This window comes from Cognaticolwellia mytili, assembly GCF_002104475.1.
In the GTDB taxonomy this organism is placed as follows: Bacteria; Pseudomonadota; Gammaproteobacteria; order Enterobacterales; family Alteromonadaceae; genus Cognaticolwellia; species Cognaticolwellia mytili.
The window spans coordinates 324,701-346,900 of sequence record NZ_NBOF01000001.1 but is presented as its reverse complement, the minus strand read 5'-3'; the positions used below and the strand labels follow the sequence as shown (position 1 = coordinate 346,900).

Annotated in this window: 23 protein-coding genes; 13 read left to right on the top strand and 10 right to left on the bottom strand. The window is 35.8% G+C overall.

What is annotated here, in order from left to right:
• The first annotated feature begins 193 nt into the window (after positions 1 to 193).
• On the top strand, positions 194 to 1,330 hold the full coding sequence (locus B7C41_RS01355; protein ID WP_143764258.1) for a hypothetical protein: 1,137 nt from the start codon (positions 194 to 196) through the stop codon (positions 1,328 to 1,330).
• A gap of 760 nt (positions 1,331 to 2,090) precedes the next feature.
• Here the strand turns inward: B7C41_RS01355 and B7C41_RS01350 are convergent.
• From B7C41_RS01350 to B7C41_RS01330, 5 genes are all read right to left on the bottom strand, one after another.
• Entirely contained in the window at positions 2,091 to 2,936 is an 846-nt protein-coding gene (locus B7C41_RS01350) for an ABC transporter six-transmembrane domain-containing protein (RefSeq protein WP_085296963.1), read from the bottom strand.
• 54 nt (positions 2,937 to 2,990) lie between these two features.
• Complete coding sequence (locus B7C41_RS01345) at positions 2,991 to 4,199, bottom strand: B12-binding domain-containing radical SAM protein (protein ID WP_085296962.1); 1,209 nt, start codon at positions 4,197 to 4,199, stop codon at positions 2,991 to 2,993.
• A 119-nt stretch (positions 4,200 to 4,318) separates the two neighbouring features.
• On the bottom strand, positions 4,319 to 4,501 hold the full coding sequence (locus B7C41_RS01340) for a hypothetical protein (RefSeq protein ID WP_211279475.1): 183 nt from the start codon (positions 4,499 to 4,501) through the stop codon (positions 4,319 to 4,321).
• Positions 4,502 to 4,517: 16 nt separating this feature from the next.
• Positions 4,518 to 4,742, bottom strand: a complete 225-nt coding sequence (locus B7C41_RS01335; protein WP_085296961.1) for a hypothetical protein — start codon at positions 4,740 to 4,742, stop codon at positions 4,518 to 4,520.
• A 1,096-nt stretch (positions 4,743 to 5,838) separates the two neighbouring features.
• Positions 5,839 to 6,306: a hypothetical protein gene (locus tag B7C41_RS01330; protein ID WP_085296960.1), complete on the bottom strand. Its 468-nt coding sequence runs from the start codon at positions 6,304 to 6,306 to the stop codon at positions 5,839 to 5,841.
• A gap of 233 nt (positions 6,307 to 6,539) precedes the next feature.
• Between B7C41_RS01330 and B7C41_RS01325 the strand changes: the two genes are divergently transcribed.
• A complete protein-coding gene (locus B7C41_RS01325; RefSeq protein WP_085296959.1) occupies positions 6,540 to 6,857 on the top strand; it encodes a hypothetical protein in 318 nt (105 codons plus the stop codon).
• 336 nt (positions 6,858 to 7,193) lie between these two features.
• Here the strand turns inward: B7C41_RS01325 and B7C41_RS01320 are convergent, their stop codons facing one another.
• The 3 genes from B7C41_RS01320 to B7C41_RS01310 all read right to left on the bottom strand — a co-directional run bounded on the left by B7C41_RS01320 (position 7,194) and on the right by B7C41_RS01310 (position 9,263).
• Positions 7,194 to 7,844 (bottom strand): GNAT family N-acetyltransferase, encoded by a 651-nt coding sequence (locus B7C41_RS01320; RefSeq protein WP_085296958.1) that lies wholly within the window; start codon positions 7,842 to 7,844, stop codon positions 7,194 to 7,196.
• 286 nt (positions 7,845 to 8,130) lie between these two features.
• Positions 8,131 to 8,940: a choice-of-anchor H family protein gene (locus B7C41_RS01315; protein ID WP_085296957.1), complete on the bottom strand. Its 810-nt coding sequence runs from the start codon at positions 8,938 to 8,940 to the stop codon at positions 8,131 to 8,133.
• A gap of 116 nt (positions 8,941 to 9,056) precedes the next feature.
• Positions 9,057 to 9,263, bottom strand: coding sequence for a hypothetical protein (locus tag B7C41_RS01310; protein ID WP_085296956.1), 207 nt, complete (start codon positions 9,261 to 9,263; stop codon positions 9,057 to 9,059).
• Positions 9,264 to 9,427: 164 nt separating this feature from the next.
• On the opposite strand from B7C41_RS01310, the gene B7C41_RS01305 reads away from it, so the two are divergent.
• The 4 genes from B7C41_RS01305 to B7C41_RS01290 all read left to right on the top strand — a co-directional run bounded on the left by B7C41_RS01305 (position 9,428) and on the right by B7C41_RS01290 (position 13,637).
• Positions 9,428 to 9,739: a PepSY domain-containing protein gene (locus B7C41_RS01305; RefSeq protein WP_085296955.1), complete on the top strand. Its 312-nt coding sequence runs from the start codon at positions 9,428 to 9,430 to the stop codon at positions 9,737 to 9,739.
• Positions 9,740 to 9,742: 3 nt separating this feature from the next.
• Entirely contained in the window at positions 9,743 to 10,417 is a 675-nt protein-coding gene (locus B7C41_RS01300; protein ID WP_085296954.1) for a response regulator transcription factor, read from the top strand.
• 115 nt (positions 10,418 to 10,532) lie between these two features.
• Positions 10,533 to 11,858 (top strand): ATP-binding protein, encoded by a 1,326-nt coding sequence (locus B7C41_RS01295; RefSeq protein WP_085297667.1) that lies wholly within the window; start codon positions 10,533 to 10,535, stop codon positions 11,856 to 11,858.
• Positions 11,859 to 12,131: 273 nt separating this feature from the next.
• Positions 12,132 to 13,637 carry a DUF3300 domain-containing protein gene (locus B7C41_RS01290; protein ID WP_085296953.1) on the top strand — a complete coding sequence of 502 codons (1,506 nt, stop codon included), beginning with the start codon at positions 12,132 to 12,134 and terminating at the stop codon, positions 13,635 to 13,637.
• Between the two features lie 124 nt (positions 13,638 to 13,761).
• Here B7C41_RS01290 and B7C41_RS01285 read toward each other — a convergent pair whose 3' ends face one another.
• Entirely contained in the window at positions 13,762 to 14,118 is a 357-nt protein-coding gene (locus B7C41_RS01285; protein WP_085296952.1) for a DUF3192 domain-containing protein, read from the bottom strand.
• Positions 14,119 to 14,292: 174 nt separating this feature from the next.
• Between B7C41_RS01285 and B7C41_RS01280 the strand changes: the two genes are divergently transcribed.
• A complete protein-coding gene (locus tag B7C41_RS01280) occupies positions 14,293 to 14,610 on the top strand; it encodes a hypothetical protein (RefSeq protein ID WP_085296951.1) in 318 nt (105 codons plus the stop codon).
• A 93-nt stretch (positions 14,611 to 14,703) separates the two neighbouring features.
• Here B7C41_RS01280 and syd read toward each other — a convergent pair whose 3' ends face one another.
• Positions 14,704 to 15,294 carry a SecY-interacting protein gene (gene syd, locus B7C41_RS01275; protein ID WP_085296950.1) on the bottom strand — a complete coding sequence of 197 codons (591 nt, stop codon included), beginning with the start codon at positions 15,292 to 15,294 and terminating at the stop codon, positions 14,704 to 14,706.
• A 75-nt stretch (positions 15,295 to 15,369) separates the two neighbouring features.
• Here syd and queF point away from each other — a divergent pair, with 75 nt between their 5' ends.
• The 6 genes from queF (at position 15,370) to B7C41_RS01245 (ending at position 22,068) form a co-directional block, all read left to right on the top strand.
• Positions 15,370 to 16,221, top strand: coding sequence for an NADPH-dependent 7-cyano-7-deazaguanine reductase QueF (gene queF / locus B7C41_RS01270; RefSeq protein WP_085296949.1), 852 nt, complete (start codon positions 15,370 to 15,372; stop codon positions 16,219 to 16,221).
• A 183-nt stretch (positions 16,222 to 16,404) separates the two neighbouring features.
• Positions 16,405 to 18,039 (top strand): GGDEF domain-containing protein, encoded by a 1,635-nt coding sequence (locus B7C41_RS01265; RefSeq protein ID WP_085296948.1) that lies wholly within the window; start codon positions 16,405 to 16,407, stop codon positions 18,037 to 18,039.
• Between the two features lie 21 nt (positions 18,040 to 18,060).
• A complete protein-coding gene (gene ppnN / locus B7C41_RS01260; RefSeq protein WP_085296947.1) occupies positions 18,061 to 19,407 on the top strand; it encodes a nucleotide 5'-monophosphate nucleosidase PpnN in 1,347 nt (448 codons plus the stop codon).
• A 5-nt stretch (positions 19,408 to 19,412) separates the two neighbouring features.
• On the top strand, positions 19,413 to 20,234 hold the full coding sequence (xni, locus tag B7C41_RS01255; RefSeq protein ID WP_085296946.1) for a flap endonuclease Xni: 822 nt from the start codon (positions 19,413 to 19,415) through the stop codon (positions 20,232 to 20,234).
• 145 nt (positions 20,235 to 20,379) lie between these two features.
• A complete protein-coding gene (locus B7C41_RS01250) occupies positions 20,380 to 20,757 on the top strand; it encodes a DUF3192 domain-containing protein (protein WP_085296945.1) in 378 nt (125 codons plus the stop codon).
• 303 nt (positions 20,758 to 21,060) lie between these two features.
• Positions 21,061 to 22,068 carry an isocitrate dehydrogenase gene (locus tag B7C41_RS01245; protein ID WP_085296944.1) on the top strand — a complete coding sequence of 336 codons (1,008 nt, stop codon included), beginning with the start codon at positions 21,061 to 21,063 and terminating at the stop codon, positions 22,066 to 22,068.
• Positions 22,069 to 22,200: the final 132 nt, after the last annotated feature.

The window sequence follows — 22,200 nt, the reverse complement described above, 5'->3', positions numbered from 1 at the left end:
ACTACATATTGTCACTGGCTTGAATCATCAGAAAATTTCAGCTGCAACAGAAAAATATAACAAATTTCAGCGATACACTGACATCACGGACAAAATTCGTTACCCTCCCTGCTATGCAGTTTTTGCATGTTTTCCAAGCTAACAAAAACGCTAATATTTTTAATATATTATGCTAGCTTTTACCGGAGGTTTTGTGCAATTTTTAAAGTCATTATATTGTTTACGCGGTTTTGATAGCCGCGTTCGTTTTATCACTATCAATTTCTCTTGCTTACTTGGCTTCATTGTTTTAAATGAAATTTTTATTGATACCACATTAGCGGCTTTGGCTAGCTTATTCATTTGTCTTTCATTATATGTTATAGCGACACAACGCCGTTTAAACGATGCTGAATTACATCGTAATTGGGTACTCGCACCAACAGCTAGCTTTTTAATCTCGGGGATAGTCATCATACTCATTGGCCATGGTAGTATTTATTGGCTATTAATTATTCCATTATTGTTATCATTATTATTGCTAACATACCCTAATGCTAAAGCGCGACACTATATTCTAGGCTATTGTGGCCCGATTGACTTATCTCAGTATTTACAGAAAGCACAAAGTTGTTCCCGAACAAGTCAACGGATAGAGCCGACAATGCATCAAGTAAGTGCAATAGAGCAACCTATTCACTCTGAACAAAGTTGCATATCAACAACGAACTCGCGTAGCGTTTCTAACATACAAAGCTCTCATTATAATGGCGCTGAAAATACCAATCCCCCTGGGCAGCACGGTGATATTGGTGAATCAATTCGCCTAGCACTTTTTAGCAACAGAAATGCTCGAATGACCGTATCTATTGCTGGGGTTTTACTTTTTTTAGCCATTATTATTTCATCAATTTTTACAGATGACAGTAGTTCTACCAAAACGGAGAATACACAAGTTGTAGACTCGAAAGCTGCGGAAGTTGAATTACTTCATCATATTATTTTACCTGATAATTTTTCTCTGATGGTGTCGACATACAATGGTTTAGTGATCAGCTGGCAGACAGATAATACGGAAAATAAAGATTTATGGAGTATTGAAAATGCACAAGGAGACAGTAGTTGTCAAAATATCCAATTCTATAAAGGTGATACAATTCGTAGCTATCAAGTAAAGATAGAAAATAACAACCAATACTTTGCTTACTTCTCTCCCTTGGATACCACCACATTAGTTAAAAACATTGCCTTTAAGAGAAAGTTTTCTTTGTGTGGATATGAATTTTCTTTAAAAGGAAGTCAGTCTACATTGAGTAAAACAGAATTTTATGCAAACCTGATAGAGTATTAGCCAGATTTATTAATTATTTAGTAAAAAAAAGACAAAAAAATGCGGTTCAACGAACCGCATTTCTATAACTAGCTTTTATGCATCCTGCATAACAAATAATGATCCCGCTTCATCCATAAAGAGCTATCCTTAGCCTATCCTAGCAAATCATTTGCTGTCCTTGTTAATCCCTAACAGTAACTCCAAGTTACATCTGTTGCCTATATTTCATCATCCTGATGACGTTTCCTTGACAACGTTTCCATCTATCCTTGCGAGATATCCTATCTCTTCGCTATACTAAGCGTCCTTCTGGTAGTTACCTACCTTTTGAGGTAAACCTCATGTCGTCCTGACAGTTGTAATATTAGAACAATCACTAATTTTTCAAAGGAACTTTTTACAAATAAAAACAGTGATATCCAAACACAACAACGACAAAGAAAAATAACAGGTTAAAATACAATAACTTACGATCACCTCATGGTATTCTAAAGCCTTACACTAGCAACATATCCTACATAAATGTGAGATATGTCTCACAGTTAGTTGGCATTTTTAGGCGTACAATAATTGCACTGTTTTAGGTGCTATAGTTTTACTTGCCATATTGTGATAATTCAAGTCACTTTTCAGCTCAATATTAAATAAAACTGAGCGCAATAATTGTTTAGATTTAGAAGGTATATTGGAGGTTTTCGTGATTAGCTTTTGTAAGGAGGGACAAACTGACTTAGAATATTTTGAAACGTAGGTGATTTTTTATTCACTCTACCCAGTTCTACATAGATAAACGTTGAGAGATCTCATTTAAACGAATCGCTTGCTGAATATGCAAAGGCATTAATGTTAACTTTTCGATGTAGCCAAAAACATACATGAGAATAGAAAAAACTAAACCATAGGTTAATACACCATCACGAATAACTGTCATGGGGGTATAGATGAAAAGCGCAATTACGCCACACCAGACAATAAAGTAATTAGTAGTCTCTAAATCCGATAAAGCTATATTCCAGCGCATTAATGCATTGAAATGCTGTTTGCTTTTCGTGTTGCTTTTACTCTCAATGGCTTGGACCTGTCGTTCTAATTCATCGTTATAACTTTTATTTAAGTTGAAGTTTTTATTTCCTGTCAGCAAGTAAATACTCGCTATTAATAATAATAATGCCAAACAAGCAAAAAACACCTGAATATTTAGCATTGCTATGATTATAGATATGCCGATAATAGCTATAATTGACTGCACAATCTCAGGTATAGAATTTTCAAGAAATTCTACAAATTCTGTCATTAAATGACTCCGAGCAGAAATAGTTGATACGGAACGCAACTTTTTATGTTCGGTATCAACCATGTTACTCGCTGTTTTGCGATAAATATTTGCATATATTCTGGTATCGTAAAAACGCCTCACTGTACCTATGATTAAAGATAAAGCCCCTAAAACAGTTAGCCAATATAGACCTTGATGGCTATTTTTTAGTAAGTCATTAATAGCAACACCAATAAGTAAGGGATAAAAAATTCCCAAAACAGCTTCAATAATAACTAAGCTTAAAGTTAACGATATTTGCCATTTAAATCGGTAGAAAATGGTTTTTAATATATAAGTATCCTGCATGGACTTAATCTTTTCCCAATTTTTATATTTATTAATTCTGATGGCAAACTTTAGTTAAAAAATATATTTTAACTTTTCCATTAAGCTAGATGTTTGCTTCCATACCCAATAAACACCGTCCTCTAACTCAGTGGTAGACATATTTTTAGGTTGGTATACAGAATGGCTACCATCATATTTTGACCAGTCTTTAGTTAAAATTCTGTTATCTAAATCTAACTTTTTAAAGGATTCAGATCCCGGAAATGGGATCATAAAATGCGGGATCACTTTATCTACTTTAATATCTTTTACAAAATCTACCGTTTCTTGAAATATTGTTGGTGTATGCTCATCAAAGCCAAATAGGAAATCGCCCCAAACTTCAATGTTATATTTCTTAATAATTTCCATGTAACCTTTCATTTTGTCTGGTTTAACAAAGCCCTTTTTCTGAGCTTTTAATGCTTCGAGTGAAGGTGTTTCTATTCCTAGTAATAGGGCTTTGACGCCTGCTTTTTTTGCTGCTTGCAACATTTCTTCATCACGCGCTACTAACACGGTGGTTTCGCCATAGAATTTCAAGCCAATTGGAGCTATCGCTTTAAAGAGCTCAATTGCATAGTCTCTGTTATGAGTGAGATTATCTGAATGAAGCTCAACCCACTCCACACCCAGTGATTTTAATTGCCGTAATTCGTCAACAATATTTTCAATGGGCCTCATTTGAAATTTATTAAAGAATTGATGCACTAAACAAAAGTCACATTTAAAAGGACAACCACGTGTCACAACAACCGACCAAGTATAATTATATTTTTGGGGCGTAATTACCTCTGTTGGATAAGGGTTGAGTTGACTTAAATCTAGTGGCGTTTTGCTTTCATATACGCTTTTCAAATTCCCACTTTGAAAATCATTCAGCAACACTTCCCAGTAGTTTTCAACTTCCCCCAAAATAAGCACATGACTATGTTCCTCGGCTTCTTGTTGATTAAACATAACGTGTAACCCACCAAGCACGATGGTTTTTCCTAGTTCAATAAACTTCTTTGAAATTTCATAAGCCCGATATGCATCAGGAGTAGAGGCAAATATCACAATTAAATCAGCATCTGAGGAGAAATCAGTTTTCATACCTATAGTTTCATCAACCATTTCAAGTTGATAACATTTAGGAGTTGCTGCTGCCGCTGCAAAAATATTTTGTGGTGGCCCACCAGTTTCAGCTTTATACTTTGAATAATCACTGCTAGCAGAGGCTTTAATAAGATAAATTTTCATTATAATGATCCAAATACATAACGCTTAATAATGAAAAATAAATTATCAAGCTAAACAAACTTATAATAAACTTGTAGTACTTTCTCTCACTACAAGCCATGCCCAATACGTAAAATCAATTACTCTTCTTTAGTATAAAAACAGCTTAGGCCCAAGAAAGTCCACACAGATAAAGTGATCCAATAAAGTGTTGGATCTTGCTCTTTATAAATAACATCATATAAGAATGTGTAGCCAAAATAGATGTCCCATGCTGCCCATAAAAACAGCCCAACCCCAACAATACGCCAAAAATTATTCACAACTTCTAACCCTTTATTAATATTGAAAAACAGAAATAAGATAAAACTCAATTGTGCCGAGTACGATAAATATTGAAAGCATATGCCACCATTTTACTGAAGCATCCTTAGCGACCACTCCTTCACTCCAACACCAAATAAAAATAAATCCAAGCCATAACCAATTTGAAGTGATTGGCATAATAATAAAGACGAATAACAATGCTGCAAAAAATGCATTAAGTGAAATTAGTTTTAGCATTAGCTCGTTATCCTATTCAATCCAAGACCTCAAAAAGCACATCTAACCTTCACCACTAGCAATTAACTAACTATCTGCAACAAAGCTAACTAGTTTGCCATTTCTATAGTAAGTATCCCTTAATACAATAAAGGTAGTTAATTTTTTGCCACTATAAATCATTGCTTTAGTGGAGCATAAATTCTGAAAATTACGCTACAGCTATTTAATATTACGGCAGCTATAAACATTCTATGTTTCAATCCAAACCCATAAATTGTCAATGTGATAATTTATATACTAAGTTATTGCTAGTTATATTGTCAAGATGACAATTAACTTTTTTATCTATTGTAGTATTAAAAATAATATATTGAGGTTAAATATGAGTGCACTAAGTGTAGTAAGTGTAGTAACTCAGCATATGAAAGGGCTTCTCGATGCGCTAGAAGCTTGCATTATAAAAAGGAGATACAAGCAATGCCTTTAGAGGATACTACAAACAAAGCTAGTTTTAAGCGAAATATACTGTGTTACTACATAGATAACTGAGATGAAATCATTTGTATGTTCAGTGCTCTCTGGAGTCAGCTTTACACAGCGAAATGAGGAGAGTTAATTAAGTTGGCTTCCTAATGGAAGTCACTCAGAAGGTTCGATTGATGCAATATTTATACTAAGTTCAAAAGAGAGAGTAAATGAAGGCTATCATTAGTGATGCTCCATTTTCAGAAGTCAAAAAGCCACCTTCCATCAGACAAAATCAAGAACGACTATATAAAACATTTTAATAGCGCTTTAAGTGCTGATTATTCGCATGCTGACATTTCAAATATTAAGCTTATCAGTCATTGTATTTATGTAAATCACTTACTTGCGGGTTCACTCTGAGCATTGAAGTTAATCAATCAAAGACACCGATTAAAATAATGCTCAAAATTATTCTTACTGCACGAAAAAACAACTCGCTAAATATTTCCCCACCGTTAGATATGAAATTTCAAGACCAGCAAGGTACATTAAAATTAATAGATGTAGATCATATAGCCATTACAATTGATTGCACTAGTTTACACACAAGTAATGACAACTAATAAAAATAGCAACAGAGGTCCGGTTAGTAAAAAAGTCCGTGCACACCGGCAACACCACTAAAAATAGCTATTAGACTAATAGATAACAAAACTATATGCATAACTTGCAAGACTAAAAATGTTCTTTCATCATTTATTTTAGCTTGCCGATGAAACCACTTGTGTAGAAATAATGGTTCAAGTAAAAACAAGACAACACTAAATACAGACCAAATGAAAATCATTAAATACACCCACCATTGCATCGACGACCATGTATTCATGATATGTAACATATAGAAACCCGAGAGTCCGGTCACTAAAGTAGTTAGTTTCGCTTGAAAACTGAATTTACCTTCCAATACTTCAAATAAGTTCAAGCGATTTTCAGCTGATTGGCTGTTTCTTATCGCCGGAATTAAAATTGTAGTCACAAAAGCAACACCACCAATCCATAGTACGACAGCAATAACATGCAGTGTTCTTGCAATTATAAAGTGATTATTTTCCATGTATCCAATAACGCCTTAATAAAATTATAGATAATACAGAAGGTACGCTGCCCCACATCTGTGATTATTTTTACTACCCAATATTGATTGAATATACAAATGTTATCCAGCAAAAATTAGTCACGTCGTACTATAATTTAAATATATTAAAAGTCTTTAATCTGTAATGATGTACCAAAATCGTTAAGTTCTATATATTGAGCACATAAGCATTTTCTTTGGTTAAGAAACCTATGACATTAAAAGCAAATTTAAGCCACTTTCTTGATGAAGAAGGTAACTCACTTGATCTTACAGAACAAGCAAAAAAAGTGTTCAATTTTATAACTAAAATAATCTTATCTGTTTCTCACAATATAGAGCATCCATTGAGCGATTTTGACTTAAAATGCAACGCTCGAGCAACAGGGTTGTACTGTGAAGGCGAAATTTCAGCTGCGGTTATATCAAATGAAGTAATTGAGTGGCATTGCAGTACATGCGAAGCTTCTGGAACAATTTCTCATTGGCGAGGAAGCTCCTGGGACAAACAAAAGCGTACTATCCATTAGCTTTTTCTGCCAAGGAATCAAGTTAAAAAGCAGATAACCATTATAATCAACTCTTTTTTATTCATCTTCGCCCAATCACGATGAATTACATCACAACCACAATAGAATTATTCTCATCAATAATAAACTTTGAATCAATATTCCATGAAAGCGCAAAGTACTGGCATTTGATATTGGCAACATTGCAAATGTTCAATATAATTTCCACACGTTATGATTTTTTTTAAAAAAAGCTGTGCATAAATTTACTGTAGCAATGGTAATAAAAATAACCGTAATTAAATAAAAGAGAGCATTAGTTCCCTGTTTAGTAAGTTCCACGCTACATTCAAGTAGTTATATTTGCTTATCATCACGATAATAAACCATCAACGATCCTGAAACATTACCAACTTCAACTTCTTTTATAAATTGATAACTTACACCATTAAAAAATTCTTTATATTTTTTACTGGTAGCGTAAACAGCTACCCCTTCACTATCTTTATGTTCAGTTAAAATGGTCTTAACAGCCGCCATCAAGTAGTGACCAAAGCCATGGTGTTGATGTAAAGGGTGAATGGCAATAAAAGATAACATGTGGAATTTTTTAAGTGGTACTGCAGCTAAAACCACCTTCTCTTTTTCAATCATTTGCTTAGTGCTAAAATAACCTGCACCCAATAGCATTTTCAAACGCCAATGCCAGAAACGTTCTGAAGTCACTCCCTCTTCAGGGTTATTTAGGCAGGCGACACCAACCATGGTTTCTCCTAAGTACAAGCCAATCATCGGTTGCTTTGCTTGCCAAAATGCGTTTAACTCTTCACGAATTGATGCGCGTAGCCGTTGTTCATAATCACTTTTTTCTGAAGAAAATATTTCTAAAAACACCGGGTCATCATGGTAAGCCTGATACAGCAAAGACGCCGCTAACTTTAAATCTTCAGCTGATAAGTAGGCTGCTTTTATGTCGACACTTGTTTCGTCAATGACTTCTGATGACATTTAATTTCCCTCATAAATGAATCGAATTATTATAATTTTTATCGCTTCACCATATCAGTATTCTTGAAATCAGGTCAAATTTTATTCTCAATTATTGATGAAGATTAATAAGCTAAATAGCGCTATCATGCTTAATTTAAAGGCTTACTTCGCTTAAACCTTCAAACTTTTCATCTTTGTAGACTATTTAATTCAGTGCTCATAATATAACGACTAATTATGCGGTATTCACATGACTAGTCGCTTTATTGACTGCATACTTAGTAATATAATTAACCATATTAAGCTATCGACGACGTGCAACTAAAACCAACAACAAAGAAAGCAAAAACCAACTTACGCCACCACCATGCTCATCATGAAATTCAACTTCATAGTATTCAGGGTCATAATCACTACTTTCCAATGGCAAGCCGTATAAGGTATTGCTATTGTCTGAACTATACGTAGCGACCACATCACTATAACCAACTTCATATAAGTCAATCAGCACATCATAATTATCAGGTGCATAACCAGACTCAAGTCGAGTAACGACCTCGAACTCATCATCAGTACTTTCACCTGTTATAGTAAAGTCATCTGTTGAAAAGTATAAAATCCAAGGACCACCAACTTTGCGTAAATATAAGTCTGCGTATACAAGTGCTTGTGTATCACTAAAAGATGACAGTATATCCGCATCAAAACTGACTTTAAAAGTTTGATAATAGCCATCGGCATCAATATCGGTAATTAATTGGCTATAGCCGGTATAAATTGAAAAACTGTGGTCGAAATTCACTGCTCTGGACGCCTGTTCTGCAGATTTATTCACCTTAACAGTAGCGTCTACTTTGCTAGCTTGCGCACGGCTAAGCATAACCGCGTCTCGTTGCAGTCCTTGGTGCTGTTTTGTTCTTTGGGCAGTCTCAGTGTCAGCTAACAATTTATCAGATTTAAGTTCGCTCCCCGCAAGTGTACGTTTAAGCTTACCTACTGAGTGGTTGATTTTATTGTCCTGTGCCACTGCTTGTTCAGATGAATTGGCCCACACGGGTTGGCTGCTTACTAACAAAGTAATAATTAGGCTAAATGTAAGGTTATGATTCAACATATCTGCAATCTCCTTTTAAATGATGAGACAATTAAAGCGTAACCTTGATGAACCTTTGCTGAACAAAATGAACAACATATACCCAAGCGACTCGCAGGTGCAGTTTCAGAGTTAAGCTAGGAAATCAGAGCAAGGCGCAGCACGCAGGTAATGGTTATTCCCTTATCAAGTACTGCAACACTGAACTGGTTTTCTAGCTTAGCTCCCATAGGGCAAGGCGAGAAAGGGTCATCTCCGGTGTTATTGATTTCTACAGTGGAATAACCATCCTCTTCAATCAATGCCTTGGTGCTAACCCTTTCTCGGCTTGCTGAATCCTGCATCTTCAAGTGGCTTGGGTATAGTGCTGATAGAAAATAAAATAGTATTCTTGAATAACTTATGTTCAGTAACTGTTCAGCTTTACTATTTTAGATTAGCGGATACTTGGATTACATCAGCCATTATTTTACACTGGGTGATAATATAGATTTGATCAGGTGCAATAATGAAAAAACAATTACTTATTTTAAGTGTTATCAGCATACTCATAGCGGCGCCAACGCATGCTAAGCTTGAGGATGGCTACGACACTATAAGAATTGTGCCAGCCAAATATGCAAAGTCTAGCCAGTCAAAATCGATTAGTGCTCAACAAGCTGCCCGTATTGTAAAAAGTAAATATGGCGGCAAAGTATTAAAAGTTAGTAGTGGTGGCTCAAAAAACAATCCTAGTTATCGTGTGAAGTTACTGAAAAAAAATGGTCATGTAATTTCTGTCAATGTAGATGCCAAATCAGGCAGAGTTTCAGGACGTTAATCAATGCGTATTTTGCTGATCGAAGACGATGAAAACCTCCAATTACAAATTAAGAATCAATTAACCGACGCAAAATATAGCGTCGATGTTGCCAGTGATGGAGAGTCAGGATTATTTCAAGGACAAGAGTGCCCGTATGACGCCGCAATTATAGACTTAGGCTTACCAAAACTTGATGGTGTTAGCATTATAAAAGCCTTACGAGAACAAGACTTTGACTTTCCGATACTCATATTAACCGCACGTGGTAGTTGGCAAGATAAAGTATCTGGGTTGGATGCAGGTGCTGATGATTACTTAACCAAACCATTTCATTTCGAAGAATTACTCGCAAGGTTAAATGCCTTAATAAGACGAAGTGCAGGTCAAGCCAGTCCACTAATTGAAAATGGACCATTTGCAATTAATACTTCAAGCATGCAAGTTTCAGTTAATCAACAAGTTGTTTCGCTAAGTAGTTACGAGTACAAATTATTTGAATATCTAATGCATCATTTAGGTGAAGTTAAATCCAAAGCGGTACTTACCGAGCACATTTATGATCAAGACTTCGATTTAGACTCCAATGTGATTGAAGTATTCATTCGACGCTTACGTAAGAAGCTCGACCCCGAGAATCAATTTAAGTTTATTGAAACCTTACGTGGTCAAGGCTATTTATTAAAGAAGTTTGAATAATGCGCATGAACTGCCCTACGCTAAAGCTGTTCTACTTGGATAATATTCATTGCTAAATACCTTAAAAAAAACCTTTAATTCGTTGAGAAACAGAGTGCTGTTTAGTGCGCTGTTAATGATTTTTGTATTATTGCCTTTAGTTGGGCTGATTATCAGTAATGCTTATGAAAAGCATATGATTGCAGGCATTAACAATGAACTTTCAGCCTATTCTTACTCTATTTTAGCCATTGTAGAAGTTGAAAATAATCAGTTGCTCATGCCTGAGCAGTTACTAGAAACACAATTTAATGTAAGTCAGTCCGGTTTATATGCTGTGCTTACATCAATACCAAATACCATCAATATAAAACTTGAAGAGAACGAGAATAATCCCTCCCCTGTAGCCGAGATTTTATGGAGTTCTCAATCATTACTTTCTTTATGGCAGCCAGAGCAATATCGACAACCGAAGTTAGGACAAAGTGAGTTCTATCAAATCGAAATAGAGTCGACTCGCCATTTTGTTTATAGCTTAAGTGTTAGCTATGGCAGTGAGTCTGAGCCGTATACCATGACTTTACACATCATTAAGCAGCAAAATGATTTGGCACTTATGATGAAAGAATTTCATCATAAACTCTTACTAGGTCTAGCTGGCTTAATGCTGATATTACTATTATTTCAATATTTGTGGTCACTTTGGACACTTAAACCACTAAAAACATTGCGCTTAGAGCTAAAAGATGTAGAACAAGGAAAAAGTGAGCGTCTAGCGGGCTTCTATCCAACAGAGTTATCTCAGGTAACCGATCAACTCAATCTATTGTTAAGCGCTGAACAAAAACAGCGTCAACGTTATCGAAATGCCCTTTCAGACCTTGCTCATAGTTTGAAAACACCGTTAGCAGTAATACAAAGTCAACAACAGCTTTCACAGTTAACCATTGAACAGTTGGGCGTGATTAATTCAATGGTTGATCACCAATTACGTAAAGCGCAAAGTGCAGGACAATCGTCATGGCATTTAGGCACAAAAATAGCGCCTATTGCCAATAAACTAATTTCCAGCTTAGAAAAAATTTACCAAGATAAAGCAATAAGCTTCACTGTTAATATAGCATCAGAAGCAGTTTTTAGAGGCGACGATGCTGACTTACTTGAGGTATTAGGAAATTTATTAGACAACGCCTGTAAAGCCGCTAAAGCTAAAGTTTCACTCAAGGTCACGGACGAAGAAAAAGTGGTACAATTCATTATTGAAGATGATGGTTGTGGTATCGCAGAGGCGCTACGTCAAGATATATTACATCGTGGCACTCGCGCTGATACCTACCAACATGGTCACGGTATTGGCTTAGCAATTGTACGAGACTTAGTTGATAGCTATCAAGGTAGCATTGCAATTGGAGAATCGTCTTCACTAACAGGCGCAAAATTTATTCTTAACTTCCCGCAGTAATACATATTAACCTGATCCTAAAATAGTATCTGGCATATCAATAGACGATTACGTTTTGCGTTACTGCCTACTCTAACATCATAATTTAAATCACTATTCTACCCCCAAACAATACCAAAACAATACAAATTCACCTCCTCTAAGATCATTTTATGAAAAGTAATGTTGATGTTCAGGTTGCGTTCAGTTTACAAGGCGTATTCTTGTATGCATAACTTGAAAAGTAACTTTTAATATCATTGCGTTTCAGATTATTCGCAAAGGAGTGGTTATATGAAAAAGCTTAAATTTAAACAGTCGTTAAGTAACTTGATTATATCTCTTTCAAGTGCAGTGGTGCTGTCTTTCACGGCAACAAAAAGTTTTGCACTCGAAAATTACACTTTAACAAATGACGCAAAGAATCAGCAAAGCCAAGTTGAAAGCATGACTAAGTTCACTGAAGCTGAACTTGAGCAAATGCTAGCGCCAATTGCCTTATATCCCGATGCATTACTTAGCCACATTCTAATTGCTGCTACTTATCCTATTGAAGTTGTTGATGCTGAACGTTGGTTAGAAAAAAACAATCAATTTACGGATCAAGAACGTGCAGACGCAGCGGAGAATGAAGATTGGGATGCCAGCGTAAAAGCATTATTGCCTTTTCCTAATGTTCTCAAAAAGCTCAGCAACGATTTATATTGGATGCGCAATATTGGTGATGCCTTTTTACAAGATCAGGCATTAGTATTAGCCAGTATACAATCATTAAGACAACAAGCAGATATTGCGGGTAACTTAGAAAAAATGGACAACGTTAATGTTGTTCGTGAAACTAAAACAATTATCATCAATCCAGCACAGCCTGAAGTAATTTATGTGCCTTATTATGATACACGCGTTGTTTATGGTGATTGGCGATGGTCACGCTACCCGCCAATTTATTGGAATTACCCGCGTCATTATGCATCGCATCACGGTCCATATTATTGGCACAACCCTGTTCATTTAACGCTAGGTTTGTTCTTCGGTAGTGTGCACTGGAGTAATCATCATGTGGTTGTCCATCATCACAAATCCCGTTACTACAAGCATCATAGTAATAAGCGAGTATCGACTAGCTATCAATCGAAAAAATGGCAACATAACCCACGCCATAGAAAAGGTGTAGCTTATCGTAGCACTAGCATTCAAAAGAAATACCGTAGTCATACACCAAGCGTACAACACCACAAAGCAATACGTTCAAAAAACATTCACTCAGAAAAAGTACATTTAGCGAATAAGAGTAAGCATTACACTAAGCGCACAAGTAAATTGCATAAAAACGTCAGCCATAAGTTAAAAGTGAATCAAGCTGTTAAGGTCAACAAACATAACAAGACAAAACATACCGTAACCAAACGCGAACCTTATAAAGATTCGAAATGGCGTGAAACTAAGGCTAAACAAACAAAATATAATCGTGGAGAAGTAAAACGTCATAGCAATAAAAATGTTCATACGAAAGTTAACAAAATTCAGACTAAGCCTTACGCTACTAAGCACAGAGATGTGAAGCAGTATAAGCATACGAACAAGCAAACAGTTAAGAAAAGCTATGCAAATAAAAATCACGTAAAAGCCAACTATGTAAAAAGTAAGCCGGTAAAAACTAGAAGTACGGCTAGTAACCAACGTAAGCAGCAAAAAAGCTATAAAAGCTCAAGCAATCGCTCTGTAACTAAAGTTGCTCGTACCAGTAGAAAAAGTAGTTCTGCAAGATCTCATAGCGGTCAACAAAAGAAACACCATTAACATATGAAGTATTATAAATAGTAAGAAAGTTCAGGGGAGGTAAAGGAGCAATACCCGTAATGGGATATTGCTCCTTTTTTATTCTTAAATGCAATAATTTTACTTAACAAATTGACTTAGTGAATTAGCGACCTTGTTCGATAGCGTTAAGAACATTATCGATAAAAACTAATTTTGTACATTCGTCTTTAGTTGTTAAGCCGTCTTTATGTAAACGGTGCGTGCGGTAATAAACAACATTAACTGTTTTGCCGCCATCTAAATATGTTTCGTTAAAATCGGCAACACCCATTTCACGAGATACGTCTGAAAAGTTACTATTTAGCTGAATACGGGCAATTTTTTTTCTATTTTCATATTCTCTATCTTCAAAGTCGCCAGTAATTGAATGACCATCTTCTCCGCCAACAGCAATAACACAGCCTGTTAATCCAAGTGTTAAAGGCGCTACAACGATTAATGCTAATAAAGATTTTTTCATTTTATTTTTCTCTCAGTAAAAAGTAGTTATTTTGATAATACACCTGCAAATGCCAAACCAACACGCTAACGCATTGAAATTAAATACAATATTGTGATTAATATTAAAACAAAGCAAGACAAGGTTAGTATTTTTCGCTAAAATGTTGCTACTTTAACATTTGAGTTATTCTTTATGACGATATCTGATGAAATATCCATCATTGCCAATCAACTGGCGAATCAAGGAAGAACGCCCACGGTTGCTCTAATAAAAGGCAAATTAAGCCAACCAACACCACTGCCGAGAATCATTTCAGTATTAAAATCTTGGCAACATGAGCCTGACTTTATAAAAGCAAAAAACGATGTCATAGGAGCTAGTGAGCAAGAAGTTACGGTGCCAGAAAATGAAGAGCTTTCAAAGTTAATCACACAAGCTATTTTGCCATTGCAGCAAGAGTTAGCCGAAGTAAAAGCTCTATTAGAGCAGCTGATGAGTAAACATAAATAAAAATACTCAGTAGCTTGAGTTTTAACCCTGCTACTGAGTTAAATAGAGATTATATTAACTAAATAAAGTTAAGCACAAATTCAGAATAATACTTTATTTAGTTTGTGGCCCTTCGGCTTCGTTAGGTGGTAGGTTTGGTGAAAGTTGTGTAATAAATTCTGCGATTGAATCAGCTAACTTTTTATGGGCTTCACAACCTACTTTTTCAACCCATACTTCGCCAGACTCATTATCCACAGAAATAATATGATCTTCATTATCAGTAACCGCAAAAAAAACTGTTAACTTTTGTTTTAATTTGCCCTTCATTAAAATGTGACCAATAATATTTTCTTGTAAGCGGGCAAAGTCGTCTTTATTCCAGGCAAATAATAATGACAGATTGCCCTCTTCGCAGCTTGCATCTATAGAGTCACAATAAATGCTAGTAAAATAAGTTTTAATATCACTATGCAGTGTTGCTTCAAGTGCTGATTCGACGTTGTCAAACGTCAACTCATTATCAGCTTTAACTGGCTGCCATAAAGAGTAATTTTCTTGATGAACGCTCTGTTCGCAAGGTGAAAGCCAATTTTTATCTTGCTGGGTAATTGGCAAATGTTGAAACTTTTGTTGATACGCTTGCACGTAATCTTGAGAGAAACGCCAAATTACGTCGGAAAGGGAAACATTTGATATTTTCATCTAGACACTAATTCCTATAAAATAAAGAAAATACGATTAAAATTGTCACAACCTAAGAAGATACTACATAAAAAAATGAGCACTTATCAAAACGCGAAAGAACTAAGTAACTTAACGCTCGGAAAAACAACTGATTATATCAGCCAATATAACGCAGATTTGCTTCAAGGTGTACCAAGAAGCTTAAATCGAGACAGCTTATCAATAAGCGCTAATAATTTGCCTTTTTACGGTGAAGATATTTGGTATGGCTATGAACTATCTTGGTTGAACAGTAAGGGCAAGCCAGTAGTTGCCGTCGCTGAATTTAGATTTCCGTGCACAAGCGCAAACATTGTCGAGTCGAAGTCATTTAAACTCTATCTAAATAGCTTTAATCAAACTAAATTTGTTTCTTGGCAAAGTGTTGAAACTACATTAGTTAAAGATTTATCAGCTATTGCGCAAGCTAACGCTCAAGTATCACTTTTTGCTGTTAATAAGTGCCCTGCGCTGGCAATAAAAGAGAGTAAAGCAGTTTGCATTGACGAGTTAGATATTGAAATAAAAAGCTTTACCCTTGAACCTGAAATATTAAAACCTGAATCTGGTACTAATGCTGAAATTGTTTCTGAATACCTAGTCTGTCATTTACTAAAGTCCAATTGTTTAATTACCAATCAGCCTGATTGGGCTAGCGTATATATTGACTATACTGGCACAAAAATTTGTCATGAACGTTTGTTAAAGTACTTAATTTCATTTCGGGAACATAACGAATTTCATGAACAGTGTGTTGAACGGATTTACTGTGATATTCAACAATTTTGTCAGGTTAAAGAGTTATCAGTATTTGCTCGCTATACGCGACGAGGAGGACTGGACATCAACCCTTTTCGCTCGTCATCGAAGGCAAAAGCACCAAATTTAAGAACAATTCGTCAATAACAGAAATTAGCCGTATATTTTTTCTGCAACCTGTATAAGTTTAACGACTTCTGCTAGCTTTTTATACGGTTATGTTTATTATTAGCCTATGAGGCAAACGGTTTTAGCATCAATACTAAAATCTAATTTAAGTGCCGAAGAAGTTAATAACTTTTTTTTGAACATTTTTTAGGAATAGTTTTTATGAGCGCAAATACAATTGCGGAAAAAACCATCAGCCAACTAAAATCAAAGCTTGATACCGCTATTAACGCTCGCAGTGAATTAGAGAATGAATTTAGTGCGCAGTCGGCATTGCTGACTAATTTCATCGGCAAACTTTCATATACCTGTAAAGGTATCGACAAATTACTCGATAATAAACTTGCCAATCTTCGTTCATTACTAAAAAAAGCAACAAGTTTCGCTGATTTGGAAAAAGAGATAAAAACTATTACCGCTCTTTTACAGCAGCATTCCTTGCATAATGATAACAATATTAAAAAAATACATCAGCAGCTACAAGTTTCAGCCACTAGTTTACAGAAAATTAAAAATCAACCTTTAGCTAATCGTAAGCAACTACAAACGCTTATTAAAAATAACGAAGAGAGTCAAGATTCACTGATTCAGTACGTGCCACTATTAAGTGAGTTCATCGCTGTTTATGAAAGTGTATTAAATGTCAAGAATGAAACAACAGCAGTTGGCTTACTCAACTCAGGAAGTACGGCCTCTCTTGAGAAAATTAATAAAGTTGATACTACAGCTAAAAACAGTGACGTTAATATCGCTGCACAGCTTGCACCTAAAAAATTATTAGAACGTTTTAATCATATTCTTAATACTCTGATCATTTCAGAAAAACACAAAACGGACCTTAATAAAATTAAGTCAAGTTTGAGTAGCACAACCTCCAATCAAATGTTAATGACTAAATGCCTGAATGTTTTTGATCTTATTATTGAAGATTTAAAACAAGAGCGCTGTACTGCTAAAATATTCCTCTCAACCTTGAGTGAAACCTTAGCCACTGTACAAGCATCAGTTAGCTCAACCATTGCAAGTTCTACAGAATCAGATGTAGCTAATGATAAAATAAATAAAGAACTAAAAGATAAAATAAAAGACATGGGTGTCGAAATAAATAGCGCTAGTTCGTTAACTGATATGAAAGTTGATGTAAACGACAAGCTATTACAAATTGCTAAGGCGCTCGAGAAGAAAACGCTATTGGAAAAGCAGCAACGTCAAACATTGCAAACAAAGCTTAGTGATATGTCGGCGCAAGTTGAGCAATTAGAGCATCAAAGCCAAAGTTTTGAAAAGCGTATTAAAGAACAACAGAAAAAAAGCTTACAAGATGCATTAACAAAACTCAGTAACCGAGCCGCATTTGATGAACACTTCGCAGAAGAAATCGTGCGTTTTCACGAAGAAAACTTTGATTTAACAATAACCGTTATTGACTTAGATGATTTTAAACGTATTAACGATACATACGGTCATACCGCTGGTGATAAGACATTGCAAGTGATTGCAAATACCTTAACCAAGATTGTTGGCAATGATGCCTTTATCGGCCGCTACGGCGGTGAAGAATTTGTTTTAGTTTATAGTGGCGTCGACAAAATTACCGTTATGAACAAACTCAATATTATACGAAAAAAAGTGGCTAGCCTACCCTTTACCTTCAAAAACACTCGCGTCAGTATTACCTTATCTATTGGCGTTTCTTTAGTACAAGAAGGTGACAATGCCCATTCATCATTTGAACGCGCGGACGCGGCTTTATATCAAGCGAAAAAAGATGGTAAAAATAGAGTTGTTTACGGATAGAACTATTGAGGAGGTAGAGCAATGCACACCCAAATAAACCCAGTAGGTAATATGAATTTATTATCTCAAGCTGAAGTTGACCATTTACAGCAATCAGCCACTAGCAAGCTTTATAACCTTTATCGTAATTGTTCTTTGGCAGTTTTAAATGCTGGCAGCAATACTGATAATGCTGAAGATATATATCAACAATTTCTAGACTTTCAAATTCAAGTATTACGCCGAGAGCGTGGCGTAAAATTAGCATTAGACAATCCACCTGAACACGCTTTTGTCGACGGTAATATAATCAAAGGCATTCAAGAGCACCTTTCTGCAGTACTGCGAGATATTTTGTTTATCAGCAACCGCTATGATGAAAATATTGAGTGCTCCGAAAGTGCTACCAATATTACCTTTGATATTTTACGAAATGCAAATGCGATTATTCCTGACAGCTCACCAAACTTGATTACCTGTTGGGGTGGCCATTCAATTAACACCATTGAATATAAATATACCAAAGAAGTTGGCTATCAATTAGGTTTACGTGGCTTTAATATCTGTACCGGTTGTGGTCCAGGTGCGATGAAAGGACCAATGAAAGGCGCAACTTTTGGTCATGCAAAACAGCGTAATAACACTGGCCGTTACATTGGCTTAACTGAGCCGAGTATTATTGCCGCTGAGCCGCCAAATCCGATTGTTAATGAGCTAGTCATAATGCCCGATATTGAAAAGCGCTTAGAGGCTTTCGTTCGTATGTCGCATGGTATCATTATATTCCCCGGTGGTGCAGGAACAGCTGAAGAATTATTATATATACTCGGCATCATGCTTAATCCAAAAAATCAATCACAAAAGTTGCCGATTATCTTGACAGGCCCTAGTGAAAGTGCGGAATACTTTAATCAAATAGATAAATTTATCGCAGCAACCTTAGGTGAACAGGCACAACAACTTTATACCATTATTGTTGACGATCCAGAGCAAGTAGCAAAAACCTTAAAATCAACCACTCAAGATGTTGTAGCGCACAGAAAGCAAACTGGTGACTCGTACCACTTCAATTGGTCATTAGTCATTGAACCTGACTTTCAACAGCCTTTTGAACCAAATCATGACAATATTGCGTCACTTAATTTACATTATGAGCAAGATATCGCTTCATTAGCAGCCAATTTGCGTCGTGCTTTCTCTGGCATTGTTGCAGGTAATGTAAAAGCCAACGGTATAAAAGCAATTCGAGAAAATGGTCCGTTCGAAATTAGTGGTGACAAAACCATGATGACTTTGATGGATACTTTACTAGGCTCATTTGTCAAGCAACAGCGTATGAAGCTACCAGGCAGTGAATATGTGCCTTGCTATAAGGTTATCGAAGGTTAAGTTTTATGGCTGTAAATCTGGTCTTAATTGACGCACTGAACTTGATCCGAAGAATATACGCCGTTCAAGAACGGCCATTCTTACTGAACAATGAATTAGCGGAGAACACCAAGCAACAAGTGCTATTTAACACCGCGAAAGGTTGCGAGCAAGCACTCAATAAAATTATCGAACAATTGCAGCCTAGCCATGCTTTAGCTGTATTTGACTCACAAGCCCCGTGTTGGCGCTATGATATATTTCCTGACTATAAAAAAGGGCGGAAAAAAATGCCCCAGCATTTAGCTGACACCTTGCCCAACATTCAAGATTTATTCATGAAGAAGTTCGTCGACTCATTAGTATCAGAGGCCGACGAAGCTGATGATTTAATTGCCACACTAGCAGTCAAAGTTGCATTGCGTAGTCAAAACGTCACCATTATTTCAACCGACAAGGGTTTTCTATCATTACTTTGTCCAAATATAAAAGTTTACGATTATTTTAATCGACGTTATTTAGATGATGAGTATGTCGAAAATAAATTTAACGTAAAACCAAATAAATTGATGGACTTATGGACATTAACTGGCGATAGCACCAATAAAATACCCGGTGTTGCCGGTATTGGACAAGTAACCGCGTCAAAACTTCTGAATCAATATGGTTCGATAAAAAGCATTCTTAGCGCAGATGACTTAAAAAGTAGCGTCAAAGAGAAACTAGAGCAACATAAAGAGCAAATATCACTCAGCAAACAGTTGCTGACGCTTAAATTAGATATTTCTTTAGGCTTTAATTTAAAAGACATTAGATTACCTATTGAAAATACGCTTGCCAGCACTTAACAATCTGGTAACATTCAGCGTGATTACTTGAATTGCGATTAACCCTCAAAGAAATACGATAGAATAGCCCCTAAATACAAAAATTTAAATTATAGTTAGTAGGTAAAAATTTAACCTCTTTGTATATAAGGCTAAAGGAAAAAAAGTGAATAAAAAAGTCATTGCCAGAATATTAGTTGCATTAGCCGCCTATGGCATATTTGTCGGCTTAGTTGTTAATTTTTATGATGACAGCCCAGCAAAAATGCAGTGGGAAGATCGTGAAGCCTATAATCGACAGTTTATCGCAAAACTTGCCTTAGAAAAATTTAATTTTAATAGCGCCATTGAGCAATTAGGTAGTCCTGATATCACCGAAGCAAAAATTGTTGATGAAGTTAGTTACCAAGTCAGTTTTTACCGCACACAGCATGTTAAATCAGATGGTATTACCACTCAAGATGAATGTACCGCGCTATTATTCGCTAATGGAATATTAACAGCCATAGGCAAAACAGCTTATCAACAGTTTCAAAACTTATAAGTAATTGCGATTATATTTAATACTAAACTTAAAAAGCCTACTAAAAGGCTTTTTATTTACGCCTTTTCAAACACCAAAAAATTATTGTGATGAATATCTCATCGTTCTCAAACTATCAGACTAAAGTTTAAAGCAAAATCTTACTAACTGCTCCGATTAGTTGCTATAATTCCCAACATTAAGGCGACAAATCAATAAAAGTAGTGTTAGATCAACTATCTTGGCTTACTTTTATTGTATATTTAATCAACGATTTTGATTCTCATCATTCAAGAAAAGCAATACTCATAAGGTAATTAAACAATGGCTAAACAAACTATCACAGTGATCCCTGGCGATGGCATAGGTCCAGATATTATAGACGCAACGATTAAAGTACTAGATAAAGCTGGTTGTAACTTTGCCTATGAATATGCTGATGCAGGATTAACAGCATTAGAAAATCACGGCGATCTCGTTCCTGAGTCGACATTAGACCTAATAAAGAAAAACAAAGTTACTTTAAAGGGTCCTCTTACAACACCGGTTGGCGAAGGTTTTACCTCGATTAATGTTACGTTACGTAAGCAGTTCAAATTATATGCTAATTTACGTCCTGTACTTTCTTTTAAAGGTACTAAGGCTCGTTATGAAAATATCGATATTCTAACAGTACGAGAAAATACTCAAGGTATGTATTCCGGTGCGGGTCAAGTGGTGTCTGAAGATGGTACACAAGCAGAAGCGATGAGCATCGTGACACGAGACGGTGCTGAAAAAATATTAACTTTTGCTTATGAAACTGCGCGAAAAGAAGGCCGAAAAAAAGTAACGGCTGTGCATAAAGCGAATATTTTAAAATCAACATCTGGTTTATTCTTGAAAGTTGCGCGTGAAGTTGCTGCTCGTTATCCTGATATTGAATCAACAGAAATGATTGTTGATAACTGCTGCATGCAGTTAGTGATGAATCCTGAGCAATTCGATGTCATCGTTACCACTAACCTTTTTGGTGATATTTTATCTGATTTATGTGCAGGTTTAGTTGGCGGTTTAGGTATGGCACCAGGCGCTAACATAGGTGAAGATTGTGCAATTTTTGAAGCTGTTCATGGTAGCGCACCAGATATTGCAGGTAAAAACTTAGCAAACCCTACTTCAGTAATTTTAGCTGCATTACAAATGTTAGAATATCTAGAAATGAGCGATAAAGCTGACAATATCAGAAAAGCACTAACTGATGTAATTGCCACAGGTGATCGCACTACTCGCGATTTAGGCGGCACACACGGTACTACTGACTTTACAGACGCGGTATTAGAACGTTTATAAAAGCAAACTAATTATCAATAATGATGAAACCAAGCTTAATGCTTGGTTTTTTTATACTTCCCTTTTCATACACTAAACTTAAACTGCTGCTTTGACAAATGAACCTTTCAAACAAACTGAACAAGCATAAAA

What these genes read in the sequence shown, in the direction of transcription:
- B7C41_RS01300 (WP_085296954.1), top strand. Translation starts at nt 9,743, where the DNA reads ATGCGTATTTTGCTGATCGAAGACGATGAAAACCTCCAATTACAAATT.
- B7C41_RS01315 (WP_085296957.1), bottom strand. Translation starts at nt 8,940, where the DNA reads ATGTTGAATCATAACCTTACATTTAGCCTAATTATTACTTTGTTAGTA.
- B7C41_RS01330 (WP_085296960.1), bottom strand. Translation starts at nt 6,306, where the DNA reads ATGGAAAATAATCACTTTATAATTGCAAGAACACTGCATGTTATTGCT.
- B7C41_RS01345 (WP_085296962.1), bottom strand. Translation starts at nt 4,199, where the DNA reads ATGAAAATTTATCTTATTAAAGCCTCTGCTAGCAGTGATTATTCAAAG.
- B7C41_RS01325 (WP_085296959.1), top strand. Translation starts at nt 6,540, where the DNA reads ATGACATTAAAAGCAAATTTAAGCCACTTTCTTGATGAAGAAGGTAAC.
- B7C41_RS01280 (WP_085296951.1), top strand. Translation starts at nt 14,293, where the DNA reads ATGACGATATCTGATGAAATATCCATCATTGCCAATCAACTGGCGAAT.
- queF (WP_085296949.1), top strand. Translation starts at nt 15,370, where the DNA reads ATGAGCACTTATCAAAACGCGAAAGAACTAAGTAACTTAACGCTCGGA.
- syd (WP_085296950.1), bottom strand. Translation starts at nt 15,294, where the DNA reads ATGAAAATATCAAATGTTTCCCTTTCCGACGTAATTTGGCGTTTCTCT.
- B7C41_RS01295 (WP_085297667.1), top strand. Translation starts at nt 10,533, where the DNA reads ATGATTTTTGTATTATTGCCTTTAGTTGGGCTGATTATCAGTAATGCT.
- B7C41_RS01285 (WP_085296952.1), bottom strand. Translation starts at nt 14,118, where the DNA reads ATGAAAAAATCTTTATTAGCATTAATCGTTGTAGCGCCTTTAACACTT.
- xni (WP_085296946.1), top strand. Translation starts at nt 19,413, where the DNA reads ATGGCTGTAAATCTGGTCTTAATTGACGCACTGAACTTGATCCGAAGA.
- B7C41_RS01335 (WP_085296961.1), bottom strand. Translation starts at nt 4,742, where the DNA reads ATGCTAAAACTAATTTCACTTAATGCATTTTTTGCAGCATTGTTATTC.
- ppnN (WP_085296947.1), top strand. Translation starts at nt 18,061, where the DNA reads ATGCACACCCAAATAAACCCAGTAGGTAATATGAATTTATTATCTCAA.
- B7C41_RS01350 (WP_085296963.1), bottom strand. Translation starts at nt 2,936, where the DNA reads ATGCAGGATACTTATATATTAAAAACCATTTTCTACCGATTTAAATGG.
- B7C41_RS01265 (WP_085296948.1), top strand. Translation starts at nt 16,405, where the DNA reads ATGAGCGCAAATACAATTGCGGAAAAAACCATCAGCCAACTAAAATCA.
- B7C41_RS01320 (WP_085296958.1), bottom strand. Translation starts at nt 7,844, where the DNA reads ATGTCATCAGAAGTCATTGACGAAACAAGTGTCGACATAAAAGCAGCC.
- B7C41_RS01290 (WP_085296953.1), top strand. Translation starts at nt 12,132, where the DNA reads ATGAAAAAGCTTAAATTTAAACAGTCGTTAAGTAACTTGATTATATCT.
- B7C41_RS01245 (WP_085296944.1), top strand. Translation starts at nt 21,061, where the DNA reads ATGGCTAAACAAACTATCACAGTGATCCCTGGCGATGGCATAGGTCCA.
- B7C41_RS01305 (WP_085296955.1), top strand. Translation starts at nt 9,428, where the DNA reads ATGAAAAAACAATTACTTATTTTAAGTGTTATCAGCATACTCATAGCG.
- B7C41_RS01310 (WP_085296956.1), bottom strand. Translation starts at nt 9,263, where the DNA reads ATGCAGGATTCAGCAAGCCGAGAAAGGGTTAGCACCAAGGCATTGATT.